The sequence below is a fragment of the Bacillus cereus G9842 genome (assembly GCF_000021305.1).
In the GTDB taxonomy this organism is placed as follows: Bacteria; Bacillota; Bacilli; order Bacillales; family Bacillaceae_G; genus Bacillus_A; species Bacillus_A thuringiensis_S.
Genome location: NC_011772.1, coordinates 1,612,784 through 1,627,375, shown reverse-complemented (window position 1 = coordinate 1,627,375; position 14,592 = coordinate 1,612,784). Strand labels below are relative to the sequence as shown.

Below are 14,592 nucleotides of genomic sequence, written 5' to 3'. Positions count from 1 at the left end.
TTATCCAAATAAAAGGATTTTATTTCTAAAATAACGAATATATCTTACTATACGATATAAAAAGGGGATTTATTATTATGAACAACATTAATCAACATTGGGAGAGCATTTATTATCACTTACGATACGAATACGAGGACAACCTTTCCCACCAAGCAATTCGTATTTTACAAATCGTTTCTCGTGAGAAAGATATAACAATTGGAAAAGTCGCTACTGAGCTTAGTCTTTCTCATAACACAGCGTCTGAACACATAAAGCGCCTTATTCAAAAGGGCTTCATCGTTAAAGAGAGAAATAAACAAGATGAAAGAGTGGTAAACCTTACATTAACAATTGAAGGGATTGAAGTATTAGAAAAACATACTTTACTGGATAAAGAAAAGATAAAAATATTAGAATCACAGTTATCAAAAGAAGAACAACAATTAATTGAAAAAGCATTTTCGTTATTAGCGAAGGAGGCAAAATATGCATTTCCTCGTTAAAGTAATCGTTTCGGCACTTATTATCGGCGTTATCACTGAAGTTGCTAAACATTTCAGTACGATAGGTGGCTTTATTGCTGCCCTTCCACTCGTTAGTTTACTTAGTCTATTTTGGATTTCATTCGAAGGCGGGAATAAACAAGAATTAAGTCAATTTGCTTTAGGGGTATTATATGGATTCCCCGCATCAGCACTACTATTATTTATCGTCTATATTGGTTTAAAAAATTCATTTACACTTAGTACATCTGTCCTACTCGGTATAGGTGTTTGGTGTATCGTTTTTGCTTGTCAAAAATTATTTCAAGCTTAGGAGGAATTAACATTCATAAATTTGTAGAAATAATGGGGCAAAATATAGAAGTACATATAAAAGGAAGTGGTAAACAAACTGTAGTCATTCAAACCGGAATGAGTTGCTCATTTTATGATTGGTTTCCTATTATAGAAAAGCTTTCAGAGTACTTTACAGTCGTTTCATACCATCGCCCAGGTTACGGAAAAAGTGATGTAGGCCATCAGCCGCGTACAATAAGGCAAGTTACAAAAGAGCTACATATGTTACTAAACAAACTAGCTATTCAAGAGCCATTTATTCTAATCGGTCATTCCTACGGAGGATTATGTGCACAACATTTTGCGATGTTACATGAAGATAAGCTGCAAGCACTTATTTTAGTTGATTCTACTTCGATGAACTTACACCGTTTAGATGAACTTCATTTACCAATTTCTGATCAAACTGATTCTGATGATGTTTGGTTTCAAAAATATAATATGTATTCCAAAATGGATGTAGACACACTTTATAATGAACTAAAATCTATGCTCGCCAATCAATCAAAACAGCAAATTGAATTCTCTACCTCCGCCTCATTATATAAAGCGACAGCTTCTGAACTATCTGAGTGGAAAAACTGTGCTCTCTCACTAAAAGAGCTATGTAAAACATTAGAAATACCATTAATCGTTATCGGTAGAGATCCTCAATATTCTATTACTCAATTGACTAATGGTGGCATGCCAAAAGAGGAAGCAACACAACTTGAAGCAATGTGGCAAGAACTAATTCATGAACAATTACACCTCTCAACTAACAGCCACTATATTCTTGCCCAACATGCTAGTCACGGTATAGAAAATGATCGACCAGATATTATTATTGAAGCAATTCATTTCTTACAAATCAAAAAAGGAAGCAACTAAAGCTGCTTCCTTACTTATCTTCTATTCATAATCTTCTTCATCATCGATTTCTTCGTAATATGAACTACCATTACTTACATATATAGGGCCATTCGCAACATCAATACGTAGTACCCACGCCCATGGCACAGCTAAACGTTTATGTATCGCTCGCCAAAAGCTCATTGATTTTCTTTCGTACTCCTGGAACTCCTGAAGTAACTCTTTGTAGGAGGAACCGTCTAACTGAATATTTGCTTCTAACAAACGAGAATGAGCATAGTACTGTAACTCTAGTTCAGCAGCAATTTCCATTTCTTCTTCCGTTGCCATACCAATAATTGTTCCATCTTCTGGTGCAATTTCATATACGTTTTGAACTTCAATAAGCCCTTCTTTCTCTTTCTCAAACATGTAAACAGCCTCCTTTAACATATATTTTTTATGTTACAAAGTCATACTTCTACAATAACTTCTCTGTTTCCTCTTTTTTTGATAAACTTTTACAAAATATTTAACCGATGACCTGTTTTCTCTATTCTTTCAGCAGAAATGAAGCGATTTTTATCAAAATTTAATTTATACACATCAGGCATATGAAGTGTTTTCCAAAACTCAAAATCATATTTCGAATTAAAATAATTCATTAGTAATACCATAATATTCCCATGCGTACCTATTACAATGTTCTTACCTTCATATTGTTTTAATATATTTTGCATACATATTACAGCGCGCCTTTGTGCGACATCACTCGATTCTCCGCCTTCGTATGCAAAACTCCAATCTTTCCACACATTCTGCATAGCAACATTAAAATCTGCTACTGGCTCTGTACTCAATAATCTTTCACGCAAATCTTCTTCTGTTTGTATTAATAATTTATATGTATTCGCAATTCCTTGTACAGTTTGGATCGCTCTTTTGTACGGACTAGAAATAACAACATCAATATGTTTATCTTTTAATAAATGCGTTACATTCTCTGCATCACAGTGCCCTTTTTCAGATAAAGGTCGTTCCCTTTCTTCTTTTGTATATGTAGAGTGGGCATGGCGAACGAAATAGATTGTCGTCATTTATTCATCTCCCTTTTCCGTTTTTATCCAAATTCAATACATTACCATCAAATCCCTTTACCTTTATTATAAGTACTGTCAAATTTAAATGTTGATTTTCATATTAATAAAAGGGAAACACCTCATATGGTATTTCCCTCAATTAAAATAGACTACATCCAATTAAATACTTTATCAATTTTATTTCTATCGTATTCTAATATCCAATCATTATATGTATTATAAATATCCCTAATTGTATCAGGAGAGATAGCTAATACATCACAACCTCTATCATCATAAACGTGAAATATAGTATTCTTGTTAACATTTATAAAATACACCCTATGAAAAATACTCGGTTTTATTCCCATATCTTGATTACAAATTGCTTTTAACATAGGAATGTATGTAAAGTCAGAGATTTCACATTTCAAAGTATATCTATGTGTTTTATATGCTCCATCTTCATCTTCATCTTCATCTGGAAAAACATAAGGGATTGTATTTTTCTGTAACTTAAACAAATCGGACTTCTCTTTGACATACTTAGAAAAGATATTCAATTTCTGTTTGAAAGTTTCACCGTTTGCATGGTCATTTACATCCACTACAATATAAATATCATCTTTTGTTGAATGTAAAGACTGAAATAAAGTAATCGTCCTTTTATAAACGCCTTCTAAATATAGACAATTTTCATAAATGTTATTACAATCATAGTCCACACCTAATCTAAAACGAATACCAATATCCCAATTATAAAATAGAGGTGGTCTAAGTTCTAAATTCGGAAACGTTTCAAGCATATACTCATTCAACCTCATCTCAATACCTACCTTTAATAGCATGTTGTTTACATAATAAAATTATTTCATTATAATTTATTTCTAAACTCTTCATCTGTTATAGCATCTTGAATAAAATAATTTATATTATTTCTCAGCTTTTGATATACAACTTGATTTTCTATATCGTTAAACATAATGACAGCTTCTATCTTATTACCTTTCTTATCTGTACTATACAAACTTTTGGTCAATACGAATGCGGTAGATCCACCTTTTTGCCCCGCAAATTCTAACTTACTATTATCAACTGTGCCTTTGAAAATATTCTCGATTTCTTCTTGCATTAATTTAGGAAAATAATTTCTACTATTTATTTTTTCCATTATACTCATATAATCTTTAGCGTTTGCACCCACTAATCGATCTGACCAAATTCGCTGAAATTCCATATCTACTTTTAATGGAATATCCCGCTTTTTCCATTCTTCCTCATCTTTCATCCATTCCTGTATTTGTAACACATGTTTATTATATTCATCTTTTGACATGTTACGTAACGTTTTTAATGACTGATTTTCTGGCACATGAAGTTCTTTTTCTACGTATCCTCTCATATATAGTGCAGCCGTATAAGAAGTGAACTTATCATGACTAGTAAGCTCTAACTCTTTTATACTTTCATTTACTCTTTCTATTCCAAGCTTTTCTAACAAATATGTTGTATTTGCATTAGAACTATAATGAATCATTCCTTTAGCGACTTCTTCTAAAGCGATTTGTCCATTTTTCACTAATTCTCTCGCTTTGGCATCTTCTAACCAGTTAGGATGTGCTCCACCATCAGTATCTTTAACGTAATATTTTTCTAGCTCGTGCAATGAAATTTGTTCATCACGACTTATTTTTCCTTCTGAAACTTGCTTAGCAAATTCAACTGCTATTACGATTTTTGCCATACTTGCTAATGGCAATTTTTTATTTTCATTTATAGAAGTTAATACTTCTCCATTTCTTTTAATAAGTAATGAACATGTTTCATCTTCTTTATGTTCTTTTATGTACTTTAATACGTAATCAGGATCTTCTTTTGACAAATAGTAATTCATAATAACAAAGAAAGCTATAACAGCTACTATAATGACTCCTGCAATTATTCCTATAATCTTTAATATGTTCACAATATACCCCCTCTAACAAATTTCCTTCTATATCATAATTATACCGAACTAAATTACAAAATTATACAAAAACGAATAAATATTCCTACAAGCAAAGAATCATTTTTTTATTTCACACTGTATTGTATGGAAAATCTCATGAATATGTCTAACTTTCACACAACAAAAAAACATGCCTTCATTAGGAAAGCATGTTTTGTGATATCCTTCACATTGTTTCGTTAAAAAATTATCTTTTTATTTACCATGATGTAACATTAAATCACTAAGTTCTTCTTCAATGTGATTTAATTTCGCAACGCTTTCTTTCCATTTATGAATATAACGTGAAACCCCAACAAAAAACAAAACAATAATTGTGGAAAGAATAATACCATATACGATTGCTACAGTACTCATAGTTACACTTCCTTATAATTAGTAATGTGGTTATTAGTTATATTTTTATTATAAACCTTTTTCTTTTAAAATACTTCAATTTCAACTTTTTGTAACAAAATTGATTTTTCTAATATTTCATTCGTAAAAATGGCATATTTTTCACAAATTATACAAAACTTCACCATATGTACTATTACCATATGAGTTATATTATTAAATAGAATAAAGGGGATGATTACTATGACGACTTGGTTTATTGTAATGTTAGTTGTATTTGGGGCATTTAAAATTATCGTTTCTAGCCTTCCTAACACTGTTATTGAATCCATTATTAGCAAGTACGAAACACATCCAAAACTTGAAGAAGAGAATGTGACTATTACAATTCACGGAAATAACGTAGAAGGCGAACAGAAATCAAAAATTATTCATGATTTTAACGAAGGTTTATTTTTAGATCGCTATTATGCACCACCCCATAATGAAGGCACTCCTTTAATTATCAATGCAAAACGTGGTAAAAAAGATTTCACATTTTATATTTACAGTCATGAAGAGCATGTTGATGTTGTAAAACAATATAAAACGAAGGTAGTTGCTTATAGTTTACGCTCTAAAAATCTTCAAAATAGTGATATGTTCGTGTCAGCTGATTTAGCTTAATACTCATATATAAAAAGGAATCCATGGCATATGGATTCCTTTTTACTATTTACTGAAAAATAAGCTCTGTCTTCAAACTATCTTTCGGTAACAACCAGCCTTTTTTCTCTAAACTCGCCATTAATAATTCCCTTTGTTTTGTCGCAATACTTTCTTCATTTGTTTTAAATGACACTTCTATTACGAAGTCATCTTCTAATTTTCCGGTATTACTTAATGGCCAAATTTCAATATTTGCTTTTATGTTTTCAAACTCTCCTGTATATCGTTTCATTAATACAGGACCGTAAATACGGGAATTCTTTAACATCTCTTCTCCCCAATTTGTATACAACCATCTGTTCATTTTCCCTGGTAATTTTTCCATTAACATATTTTGAGCAGCTTGTTCATTTGGTAAATCAAGTATTCCATATCCTTTAGCACTGTAACTTTTCTTATTTGAAATGCTTAATGTTTTCTTCTCAAATCCCCAATCTATTTCCGCCTCATAACTATCCGTATTACTATCGAATCCTTCTTTTTTAGCTACTTCTAGTGCATCTTGAATTACACCATTTTGAATAGGATATCTTTTTTTATATGTTAGTTCAAAATCTTTACTAAATTCTTTCTTTCGAATTCTAGCAAACCAACCTTCATCACTTAAACTTTTATTTGCAGTATCTAAAAATTGTACTTGTATTCTTTCATATTTTGTACCAGCCTGGAAATGTTCTAGCACCTCTTGCTTCATCTCTTTGTTATAACCTAATACTTGTTCTGGCTTCAATAATAACTTTACTTCAAAACTAGGTTTCATTGGACTAGCAGCAAACCCTTCCTTAACGTTATAAAGAAAACAACAAAAGAAAATACTTACGAATACAAATACTTTTTTCATATACCTATCCCCTTTACATTTTAAATGACTTCTATACGTTCCATTGCAAGTGAATATACATTTTCATATCCTGCTGTACTTAGCTTTTGTTGTAATCGATCCGTATCCTCTTTCAAAGCATGCACTAGCACCGTATGTTCTGGTAATAATGTATTTAACATCTCTTTAACGTCTTTTATACTTTGGTGAACTTTATACGGAACTCGCTTCACCCTACATGTACTCCTTACATGTTCTTTCATAACTCTTTCTGCAAAACTCCCTTTCGCAATATGCCCAGTAAAAATAACGGAATTACGTTTTTCATTCCGAAGCTGTTCATAGCATAACTGTGCTCGTTTCGTTTGCATATTCGCATCACTCATTACAACTATTCCATAACTATTTTGCATACTAATGTCATTATCCATCACTATTATGTTTCTTTTTAAACTCTCCATAATCCATTTAAGTTCTTCATTATTTTTTATCCAATCTTTATATATGAACATCTCTTCAAATCCAGCCAAAATTTCTTTATCTACTATAAGCGGAAATTCTTTATATCGTTCATATAAATACAATACTATATCTTGCGCCCTACCAAGTTGTGGCAGCGGTAGCAATGCTATTCCTTTATTCTGCATAACTCGCTCAATTTCTGCACATAGATCATCTAATCTTTCATTTTGCGAAACATCATCTGTGTGGTAAGCGGCATCTACAATTGCAACTTTTATATTGTGGCCCAATTTCTCAGGTAAATTAGCTCGTAGTATATTAGACTCTGCTGAATAATCGCCGGAATAGAACACGTATGTATTACACAAATCAACTAAAAACCAAACAGCTCCTAATACATGCCCACTATATCCCCACTGAAACCGCAATGTAGGAGTAATTTGTATCCATTCATTTGGATTACTAATCTCATCAATACATACATAATTTAAATCTTTTATGTGTTGGTCGCTATAAGGTAAATTCCACCCTTGCATCACATTATAGTTTCTCCATTTTTCATAATATAACGGCAGTTGCTCCTTCGTATAACGAGTCGTCCAAATTTTTTTCTTATATCCATACTTCGCTAATAAAGGTAAACCCATCGTATGATCTTCATGAATATGTGATAAAAATACCGCATCTAAAAATGGAACAGCTTCTCTCTCTATTTTTGGATAACTATCCTCATAAGATCGATTAATACCACAATCAAATACTATTTTCGTCTCTTTATTTTTTACAAAATAGCAGGAGCGACCGTATTCTCCTGCCCCACCCCATACTTCTATCCTCATCATGCTACCCCTTTTCGCTTTTGCTCCATATGTTGTAGCAGTAATAAGCACATTGTTGTAAGTCCAACAGAAACAACGGCCATCGCCATGCCTATAGATACTTCACCCTGTTCAAATTGAGCAAAAATAAACGTTGCTGACGTTTCTACTGATGGAGGTAATACGAGAAGCGATGCTACTAACTCTCTTATCGAAATTGTAAATGTCATCGCCCATCCAGCAAGAATGCCTGGGATAATAAGAGGCAATATTATTTTTCTAAAAATATAAATATAATTTCCCGAAAAAACACTTCCTGCCTGCATGAGAGAATCATCAATTTGTCCGAGTGATGATTTTACATATTGCACCGTGTAAGGTAAAAACAGCACAACATACGTTACGATAACCATGACTGGTGTATTGTAAATTGACAGGGGCATATATGGTGAATTCCAAAATAGAATAAGACCTACAACCATAACGATTCCTGGTACCATATTGGGTAACATACCGCACATATCGAGCCATTTTTCAGAGTTTTTTTTCCCCTTTCGAATCATAAGTGCCAAAAAGACTCCAATCATTACCGCAATAATCGCTGTTACGAGTGAAAAAAGAAAACTATTCCATAAAGCCTCTAATCCCGGAGATCCCATTGTAAACAATGCCTCATAATGGCTTGTTGTAAAGTTATTTACATGTAAACCGCCGCCTCTTAATTTTGACAAAGAAGCAATCAGTATAGAAAAGTATGGAATTCCAATTGATACGATTAATAAACCAATTACATACATCCATGCTACAACGCGCGTAAATATAGACAAAGTATATCTTTTAGATTTCACACCTTTTCCACTAACCATTGCATATGAATACTTTCGATTCAATACATTTTGCATATACCAAATGAGCATACAAGCACTAAGTAATAAAGAAGATAATGCTGTTGCACTACTAAAATCAATTGGCCAACTCGAAATAAATTTATGGATTTCTGATGTTAACACGTGGAATCCTATTCTACGTCCGAATGTAGCCGGTGTTCCAAATTCAGCAATCGTCTTTACGAAAATGAGTAAAGCACCCATTACATAACTTGATACTAATAACGGCAATATTATTTTTCTTAAACGATAGAGAAAACTTCCGCCATGAACTGCTGCAGCTTCTTCTTTACTACTCCCAATCTGAAGTAACGTGTTTTTCAGCATGAAATAAAGGAATGGGAATAAATGCAGACTCATAATTAAGACCATACCTCCTAAACTAAAAAACGATGATGAAACTGTCTTTAGCATCGGAAAAAATTGTTCAAAATAGCCGTTAGGTTGCATGAACAAAATCCAGCCCATTGATCCAATATACGGCGGTGTCATAAATGGAATCATAAAAACAATATCTAACTTACTATACTTTCCTACATCTGTTTTCCTCATAATAAACGCCAATGGAAATGCAAATATTGTAGCTCCTATTACAACGAGTACACCTAGAAGCATCGAGTTTAGAAAAATCCCAGCTAATCCACCACTCTGCATCACTTCAAAAGGCTTTAAAAAGTTCCAGCTGCTATTTTCATATATACTAGAAAATAAAATGAGAAAAAGCGGAATGACGATTAACATCGCCACAAGTAATAACGCTACCGTCATTCCAACTTGTCTTACTGATATGAATCGATTTACCATGGAATCACCATCTTATTGAAATACTTTCTTAAATTGTTTTCCTATTTCATCTTGCTCTTTCTCAACTGTTTTCCAATCAATATTTAATACTGGAATCTCTTCTACATTCGGTCTATTTTCAGCTTTTATATCTGTTCTACCTGGCAATAAATACGCTTTAGCAACTTGTTTTTGCACATCATCTGATAATAAATAATCAATAAACTCTTTTGCACCCTCTACATTTTTACTATCCTTCATAATCCCCGCTGCACGTGGGCTAATAACTGTTCCGCTTTTTGGATATACGATATCAACCGGTTCACCCTTTACTTTTGCGCTGTACGTCATATAATCAACACCTGCAATTACCATATCTTTCGCACCTGTTACTACTGGATCTAAAGCTTCTTGATTTGCTCCTGCTACTGTAACTTCATTTTTCTTAAGCTGTTCAAATAAATTCCATCCATCTTTTCCATTCTTTTTCACATATCCTGTTACAAAGTCTAAAGCTGAACCTGAAAGTGCTGGATCTGGAAGATTCACTTTTCCTTTCCATTCCCCTTTCGTTATATCGCTCCAATCTTCAGGCGCTGTCTTCACATTTTTTGTATTGTACACAATCCCTAATGCTGAAGCACTATACCCGAAATAATGTCCTTTATCATCTGACCATTCAGAACGCAGCTTATCAGCTTGTTTCGCTTCTTTATAAGCTAACGTTTGACCCTCTTTCTTTAATCCTTCCATCGCTGGTAATGATGCAAGTACGACTACATCAACGACTGGATTTTTCTTTTCAGCTTCCATTCTCGCTAAAATCTTACCTGTTGTTCCTTGAAACATTTCTACTTTTATACCTGTTTTCTTTTCAAAGTCTTTTTGAATTTTTTCTGCTAACCCTTTTGGCCCTGCACTATATACAACAATTTTCTTTTCATTCGTATTTTTACTTTTTGCATCTGCATTGCCTGTCTTTGAACTACACCCTGTTACTACAGCCGAAAATAATAAAGTACATACAAATAAAGACTTAAGCGAACTGAATTTCTTCATACGATTCTCCCCCTATATGATGAATACATTTTTTTGGCACATATAACGATACTGGTTTACCGATGCTTAATTTACTATTGTGATAAGCTGTCCATATTCCGAGTGCCCCCATGTTTACTTTTATTTCATACCGTTCTCCTACATATGTAACGTGCTTAATTTCACCTGTATACATTTCGCACACTTCATTTTTCGTCCAGCTCACATGCTCTGGACGAACCATTTTTTTACCCTCTACAAGCCAATTCGCCTTACCAACAAATTTGGCAACAAATTCATGAGACGGTTTAACATAAATATCTTCCGGTGTTCCTTTTTGTAATACTTCTCCTTGTTTCATGACAATAATTTGGTCTGACATTGACATTGCTTCTGTTTGATCGTGAGTGACATACAGTGCAGTTAAACCAATGGAATGAACGATATCCATAAGCTCTATTCTCATTTCTTCTCGCAAAATTGCATCGAGTGCACTTAGCGGTTCATCAAATAAAATAAAATGAGGTTTTGTTACAATTGCTCTAGCGAATGCGACACGTTGTTGCTGTCCACCAGAAAGTTCGTGTGGATACCTTTTCTCCATACCTTGCAGGCGAACTCGCTTTATCGCATCTTCTACTTTTTCTCGTAAATGATTTGTTTGCTTTGTAGCCCTTAAACCAAATGCAACATTGTCAAAAACAGTCATGTGCGGCCATAAAGCAAAATCTTGAAATACCATACCGATATTCCGTTCATGAGGAGATGTCTTTATCTTTTTTGCAGCAGAATACATGCACTGGTCTCCAAAATATATTTCTCCCTTATCCGGTTCTTCAAGCCCTGCTATCATTCTAAGTAAAGTCGTTTTCCCACACCCCGAAGGTCCTAAAAGTGTAGTGAATTCCCCTTGTTTCATTACAATCTGCAACGGCTTTAACGCCTGTGTTTTTCCAAATGTCTTTTCTAATCCACTAATTGTAATATCCATTGCTTCACCTCTCTCCCCTCATTCTTAACCTGCTTTCATTCTATATGGAAGATTTATACTGAATGTTAATGTACTGTAAAGATTAAATTAAAAAACTTCTAATAAACTATTTATTTCTATAGATTTTTTCTATAGTTAAAATAAAAAAGGCGGCAATTCATAATGAATCTCTTAAAATTAGAAATTGTAGTACTTATTAAGAAATACAAAAAGCTTACAATTGTTGCAGAAAAACTTGGCGTTAAACAACCAACTATTACATTTCATATAAAAAGCTTAGAAGAAGAACTCGGTGTGTCTTTATTCGAATTACGTTCTGGAAGGTATTTCTTAACAGAGGCTGGTGAGGCTTTGCACCATTATGCTTCTAAAATAGATGCACTTATGAAAGAAGCTAGACGTGTCACGCAAGAGTTTAAAGATTTTAATAAAGGTGCTATAACAATCGGCGCTAGTTATGTACCAGCGACTTATCTTTTGCCAGAAGTCGTTCATGAATTTCAATGTGAATTTCCCAATATAAAAATAACGCTACTAGTTAAAACAGCCCCTGAAATTCGAATGATGCTACAAAATCACGAAATCGATCTTGGGATAATTTCCGCTGCTCCATTTGATGAACCACTTTTAAAACAAACGAATATAATACCTGATACACTTGTTCTTGCCTTTTCCAAAGAACATCATTTTTCAAAGAAAGAAAATGTATCGTTACAAAATATCGAAAAGGAACGCATACTATTGCATCGTAATCCATCTACAACGAGAGATTTACTTACAAAATGGATGTCAGTTCATAACATTACATTCCAATCAGAAATTGAATTAGACTCATTAGAAACGATGAAACAAATTTTAAAATATGGTAATGGAATTGCCTTTATTTCTAAACTTGCTATTGAGCAAGAAATACAACGAAATGAGCTATGCTATATACCAATCCCAGAATTTGAATTTCAGCGTAATATTTATACGATTCATCATGAGGACAGATGGAATTCTAAAATCATTTCTTTTTTACTACAGAGCATCCATTCATTTGCAACAAAAAATTAAAAGGCTGTCGTTATGCACGACAGCCTTTTACACTATAAATCTATTTATTTTTCTTTGCCTCAATTTTTGCTTGCGCCTCTTCAGCCTTATCTAATGCTTCTGATACTTTCTTCTCTTTTTCTTTCACTTCATCTATACTATCGACAGCTTTAATAATTTTATCGATTCCTTCTTCTTCTACCTTTCTACGCTTTGCTACTCTTTCATTCACTTTCTCTTCTACATCTTTTGCTTTTTGAAGCATATTCTCTGCATTTGATGTTACAGCTTTTTCAAGTGCATCATCTTTTTTCTTTTGTAACACTTCATTTGCAATGTCTTTCGCTTCTAAATACTTACCGTCTTTTAATGCTGTTGCCCCGTGATCCATTTTCTCAGCAACTTCTTTATATGATTTCGCTTCATTTCCTGATTTCGCTTTTTCTGCTTTTTCGAACCACATTGTTGCATCACTATACTTTTCATCTTTCAATGATTGCATACCTGTTTCAATATATGTGTCATAATTGCTACATCCAGCCATTACGATTAATAGAAAAAGCATAACAAAATTTAATTTTTTCATGCTGTTGTCTCCTTTTCTTTGCAAGCTCACTTTACTTTAACATACATGAAAAAGAGTTTCAAAAACTAAAATACTAATTCGGTCATTTTTATTTCGTTAAGTCAAATTTCCTTTTAGGCAGATACATCCACTTGCTTTTTCATTACATGCTTCTTTACTCCTACTAATACAACTAACAATAAGCCTCCGCCTAATGTCATCATAACAATGCTAGTTGGCAACATATCTAATAATAATCCATACACAATCATACCGAGTGGTGCGATTGCAGTAGAAATTGTTTCAAGTAAGCCGAAAACGCGTCCTAAATAATTGGGATTTGTCGTCTTTTGCAAATGTACTTGCATCGGAATATTTACAACCATCATTGATATACCAGTTAACATCATAAAAGCGATATAGTAAATAAAACTTGCTACTTTCGGAATGGTGACTACTAATGGAAACACTGTACATAAACTCAAGCTCGCAAATAAAAACAACCCAATATAAACAGAGCGAAACGGATTATTCACTTCTTTACGTACTGATAACGCAATTGCACCAATTAACATCCCAACTGCTAACATTCCCTCTACAACACCGAGTTGCTTCGAAGATAGATGCAAATTTTGAACAATAATATATGGAAGTGAAACGAAAAGTGCACTCGCAAAAAAGTTTACCCCTACTGCAATTTTCATTAAACCATATATTTCATGCTGTCTTTTTACATATGAAAACCCTTCTTTTATACTTGTCAAGAAATGCTCTTTACTTTCAGCCATGTCTTTTTTATATAAATCGAATACGATAAATAATTGTACAATTACCGCTAAAAAGAATGTAATGCTATTTAGCAGGAAAAACGATTTAATTGAAAAGAAACCAAATACAACTCCACCAATAATCGGTGCTAAAATATTTGATAAAGATGCTGCCGTCTGGTTCAAAGCACTCGCTTTTTGAATACGTCCCTCATCTACTAAACTTGGAATAGATGAAGTTAATGCAACAGAATAAAAACTCGCACAAATTGATAATAATGCTGCTGAAACATAAATAAACAGAAGTGATGGCCCAAAAGTAGTTGCAAGGATAAACATAATAAGCATTGTTAAACTACTTAACAAATCAGTACCGATGACAAGCCATTTTCGATTAACACGGTCAGCTACAGCACCAGCAATCGGTCCACAGATCATCCTTGGAAGTGATCCGCAAACGAGCGTAATTGCAAACCCCATTCCTGAACCCGTTGTCTTTAATACGTATAATCCCATTGCAAACGTATAAATACCCGCTCCTAACAAGGACGTCATTTTTCCAATCATCATTAAAATAATATTTCTCGTTGCAATCTTCATTTTCCAATCATTTTGACCTATATTTATATCCCCCATTATG

At 33.3% G+C, this 14,592-nt stretch carries 18 protein-coding genes; 5 read left to right on the top strand and 13 right to left on the bottom strand.

Annotated elements, in window-relative coordinates; genetic code table 11:
• Positions 1–77: 77 nt before the first annotated feature.
• The 3 genes from BCG9842_RS08235 to BCG9842_RS08225 are packed head-to-tail and all read left to right on the top strand — an operon-like array spanning position 78 to position 1,694.
• Positions 78–488: a MarR family winged helix-turn-helix transcriptional regulator gene (locus tag BCG9842_RS08235; protein ID WP_001059787.1), complete on the top strand. Its 411-nt coding sequence runs from the start codon at positions 78–80 to the stop codon at positions 486–488.
• On the top strand, positions 472–801 hold the full coding sequence (locus tag BCG9842_RS08230; protein ID WP_000545623.1) for a DUF3147 family protein: 330 nt from the start codon (positions 472–474) through the stop codon (positions 799–801). The genes BCG9842_RS08235 and BCG9842_RS08230 overlap by 17 nt, the downstream gene beginning before the upstream one ends.
• Positions 762–1,694 (top strand): alpha/beta fold hydrolase, encoded by a 933-nt coding sequence (locus BCG9842_RS08225; RefSeq protein ID WP_002083200.1) that lies wholly within the window; start codon positions 762–764, stop codon positions 1,692–1,694. Before BCG9842_RS08230 ends, BCG9842_RS08225 begins: the two co-directional genes overlap by 40 nt.
• 21 nt (positions 1,695–1,715) lie before the next feature.
• On the opposite strand, the gene BCG9842_RS08220 is transcribed toward BCG9842_RS08225, so the two are convergent.
• From BCG9842_RS08220 to BCG9842_RS29480, 6 genes are all read right to left on the bottom strand, one after another.
• The gene (locus BCG9842_RS08220) at positions 1,716–2,087 is read right to left on the bottom strand and encodes a hypothetical protein (protein WP_000461779.1); all 372 of its coding nucleotides are present in this window, start codon (positions 2,085–2,087) and stop codon (positions 1,716–1,718) included.
• An 89-nt stretch (positions 2,088–2,176) separates the two neighbouring features.
• A complete protein-coding gene (locus BCG9842_RS08215; protein ID WP_000208260.1) occupies positions 2,177–2,752 on the bottom strand; it encodes a histidine phosphatase family protein in 576 nt (191 codons plus the stop codon).
• 152 nt (positions 2,753–2,904) lie between these two features.
• Positions 2,905–3,540, bottom strand: a complete 636-nt coding sequence (locus tag BCG9842_RS08210) for a DUF3885 domain-containing protein (RefSeq protein ID WP_000894371.1) — start codon at positions 3,538–3,540, stop codon at positions 2,905–2,907.
• A 68-nt stretch (positions 3,541–3,608) separates the two neighbouring features.
• Positions 3,609–4,700: a serine hydrolase gene (locus BCG9842_RS08205; protein ID WP_001023300.1), complete on the bottom strand. Its 1,092-nt coding sequence runs from the start codon at positions 4,698–4,700 to the stop codon at positions 3,609–3,611.
• A 237-nt stretch (positions 4,701–4,937) separates the two neighbouring features.
• Complete coding sequence (locus BCG9842_RS08200; protein WP_000108702.1) at positions 4,938–5,099, bottom strand: hypothetical protein; 162 nt, start codon at positions 5,097–5,099, stop codon at positions 4,938–4,940.
• A gap of 65 nt (positions 5,100–5,164) precedes the next feature.
• Complete coding sequence (locus BCG9842_RS29480; RefSeq protein ID WP_002011946.1) at positions 5,165–5,281, bottom strand: hypothetical protein; 117 nt, start codon at positions 5,279–5,281, stop codon at positions 5,165–5,167.
• 40 nt (positions 5,282–5,321) lie between these two features.
• Between BCG9842_RS29480 and BCG9842_RS08195 the strand changes: the two genes are divergently transcribed.
• Positions 5,322–5,744 (top strand): YfmQ family protein, encoded by a 423-nt coding sequence (locus BCG9842_RS08195; RefSeq protein WP_000214591.1) that lies wholly within the window; start codon positions 5,322–5,324, stop codon positions 5,742–5,744.
• Positions 5,745–5,793: 49 nt separating this feature from the next.
• On the opposite strand, the gene BCG9842_RS08190 is transcribed toward BCG9842_RS08195, so the two are convergent.
• Genes BCG9842_RS08190 through BCG9842_RS08170 form a run of 5 tightly spaced genes read right to left on the bottom strand, consistent with a single transcriptional unit; the run spans position 5,794 to position 11,585 of the window.
• The gene (locus BCG9842_RS08190; protein ID WP_000755319.1) at positions 5,794–6,627 is read right to left on the bottom strand and encodes a hypothetical protein; all 834 of its coding nucleotides are present in this window, start codon (positions 6,625–6,627) and stop codon (positions 5,794–5,796) included.
• A gap of 20 nt (positions 6,628–6,647) precedes the next feature.
• Positions 6,648–7,910, bottom strand: a complete 1,263-nt coding sequence (locus tag BCG9842_RS08185) for an MBL fold metallo-hydrolase (RefSeq protein WP_033669464.1) — start codon at positions 7,908–7,910, stop codon at positions 6,648–6,650.
• Positions 7,907–9,577, bottom strand: coding sequence for an ABC transporter permease (locus BCG9842_RS08180; RefSeq protein WP_000248132.1), 1,671 nt, complete (start codon positions 9,575–9,577; stop codon positions 7,907–7,909). Before BCG9842_RS08180 ends, BCG9842_RS08185 begins: the two co-directional genes overlap by 4 nt.
• A 12-nt stretch (positions 9,578–9,589) precedes the next feature.
• A complete protein-coding gene (locus BCG9842_RS08175; protein WP_000714683.1) occupies positions 9,590–10,615 on the bottom strand; it encodes an ABC transporter substrate-binding protein in 1,026 nt (341 codons plus the stop codon).
• The gene (locus BCG9842_RS08170) at positions 10,593–11,585 is read right to left on the bottom strand and encodes an ABC transporter ATP-binding protein (RefSeq protein WP_000355543.1); all 993 of its coding nucleotides are present in this window, start codon (positions 11,583–11,585) and stop codon (positions 10,593–10,595) included. Before BCG9842_RS08170 ends, BCG9842_RS08175 begins: the two co-directional genes overlap by 23 nt.
• A 162-nt stretch (positions 11,586–11,747) precedes the next feature.
• On the opposite strand from BCG9842_RS08170, the gene BCG9842_RS08165 reads away from it, so the two are divergent.
• Positions 11,748–12,641 carry a LysR family transcriptional regulator gene (locus tag BCG9842_RS08165; protein WP_001050622.1) on the top strand — a complete coding sequence of 298 codons (894 nt, stop codon included), beginning with the start codon at positions 11,748–11,750 and terminating at the stop codon, positions 12,639–12,641.
• Positions 12,642–12,681: 40 nt separating this feature from the next.
• Here the strand turns inward: BCG9842_RS08165 and BCG9842_RS08160 are convergent, their stop codons facing one another.
• Complete coding sequence (locus BCG9842_RS08160) at positions 12,682–13,206, bottom strand: DUF4398 domain-containing protein (RefSeq protein WP_000735853.1); 525 nt, start codon at positions 13,204–13,206, stop codon at positions 12,682–12,684.
• A 113-nt stretch (positions 13,207–13,319) separates the two neighbouring features.
• On the bottom strand, positions 13,320–14,588 hold the full coding sequence (locus BCG9842_RS08155) for an MFS transporter (protein WP_000502460.1): 1,269 nt from the start codon (positions 14,586–14,588) through the stop codon (positions 13,320–13,322).
• Between the last annotated feature and the right edge of the window lie 4 nt (positions 14,589–14,592).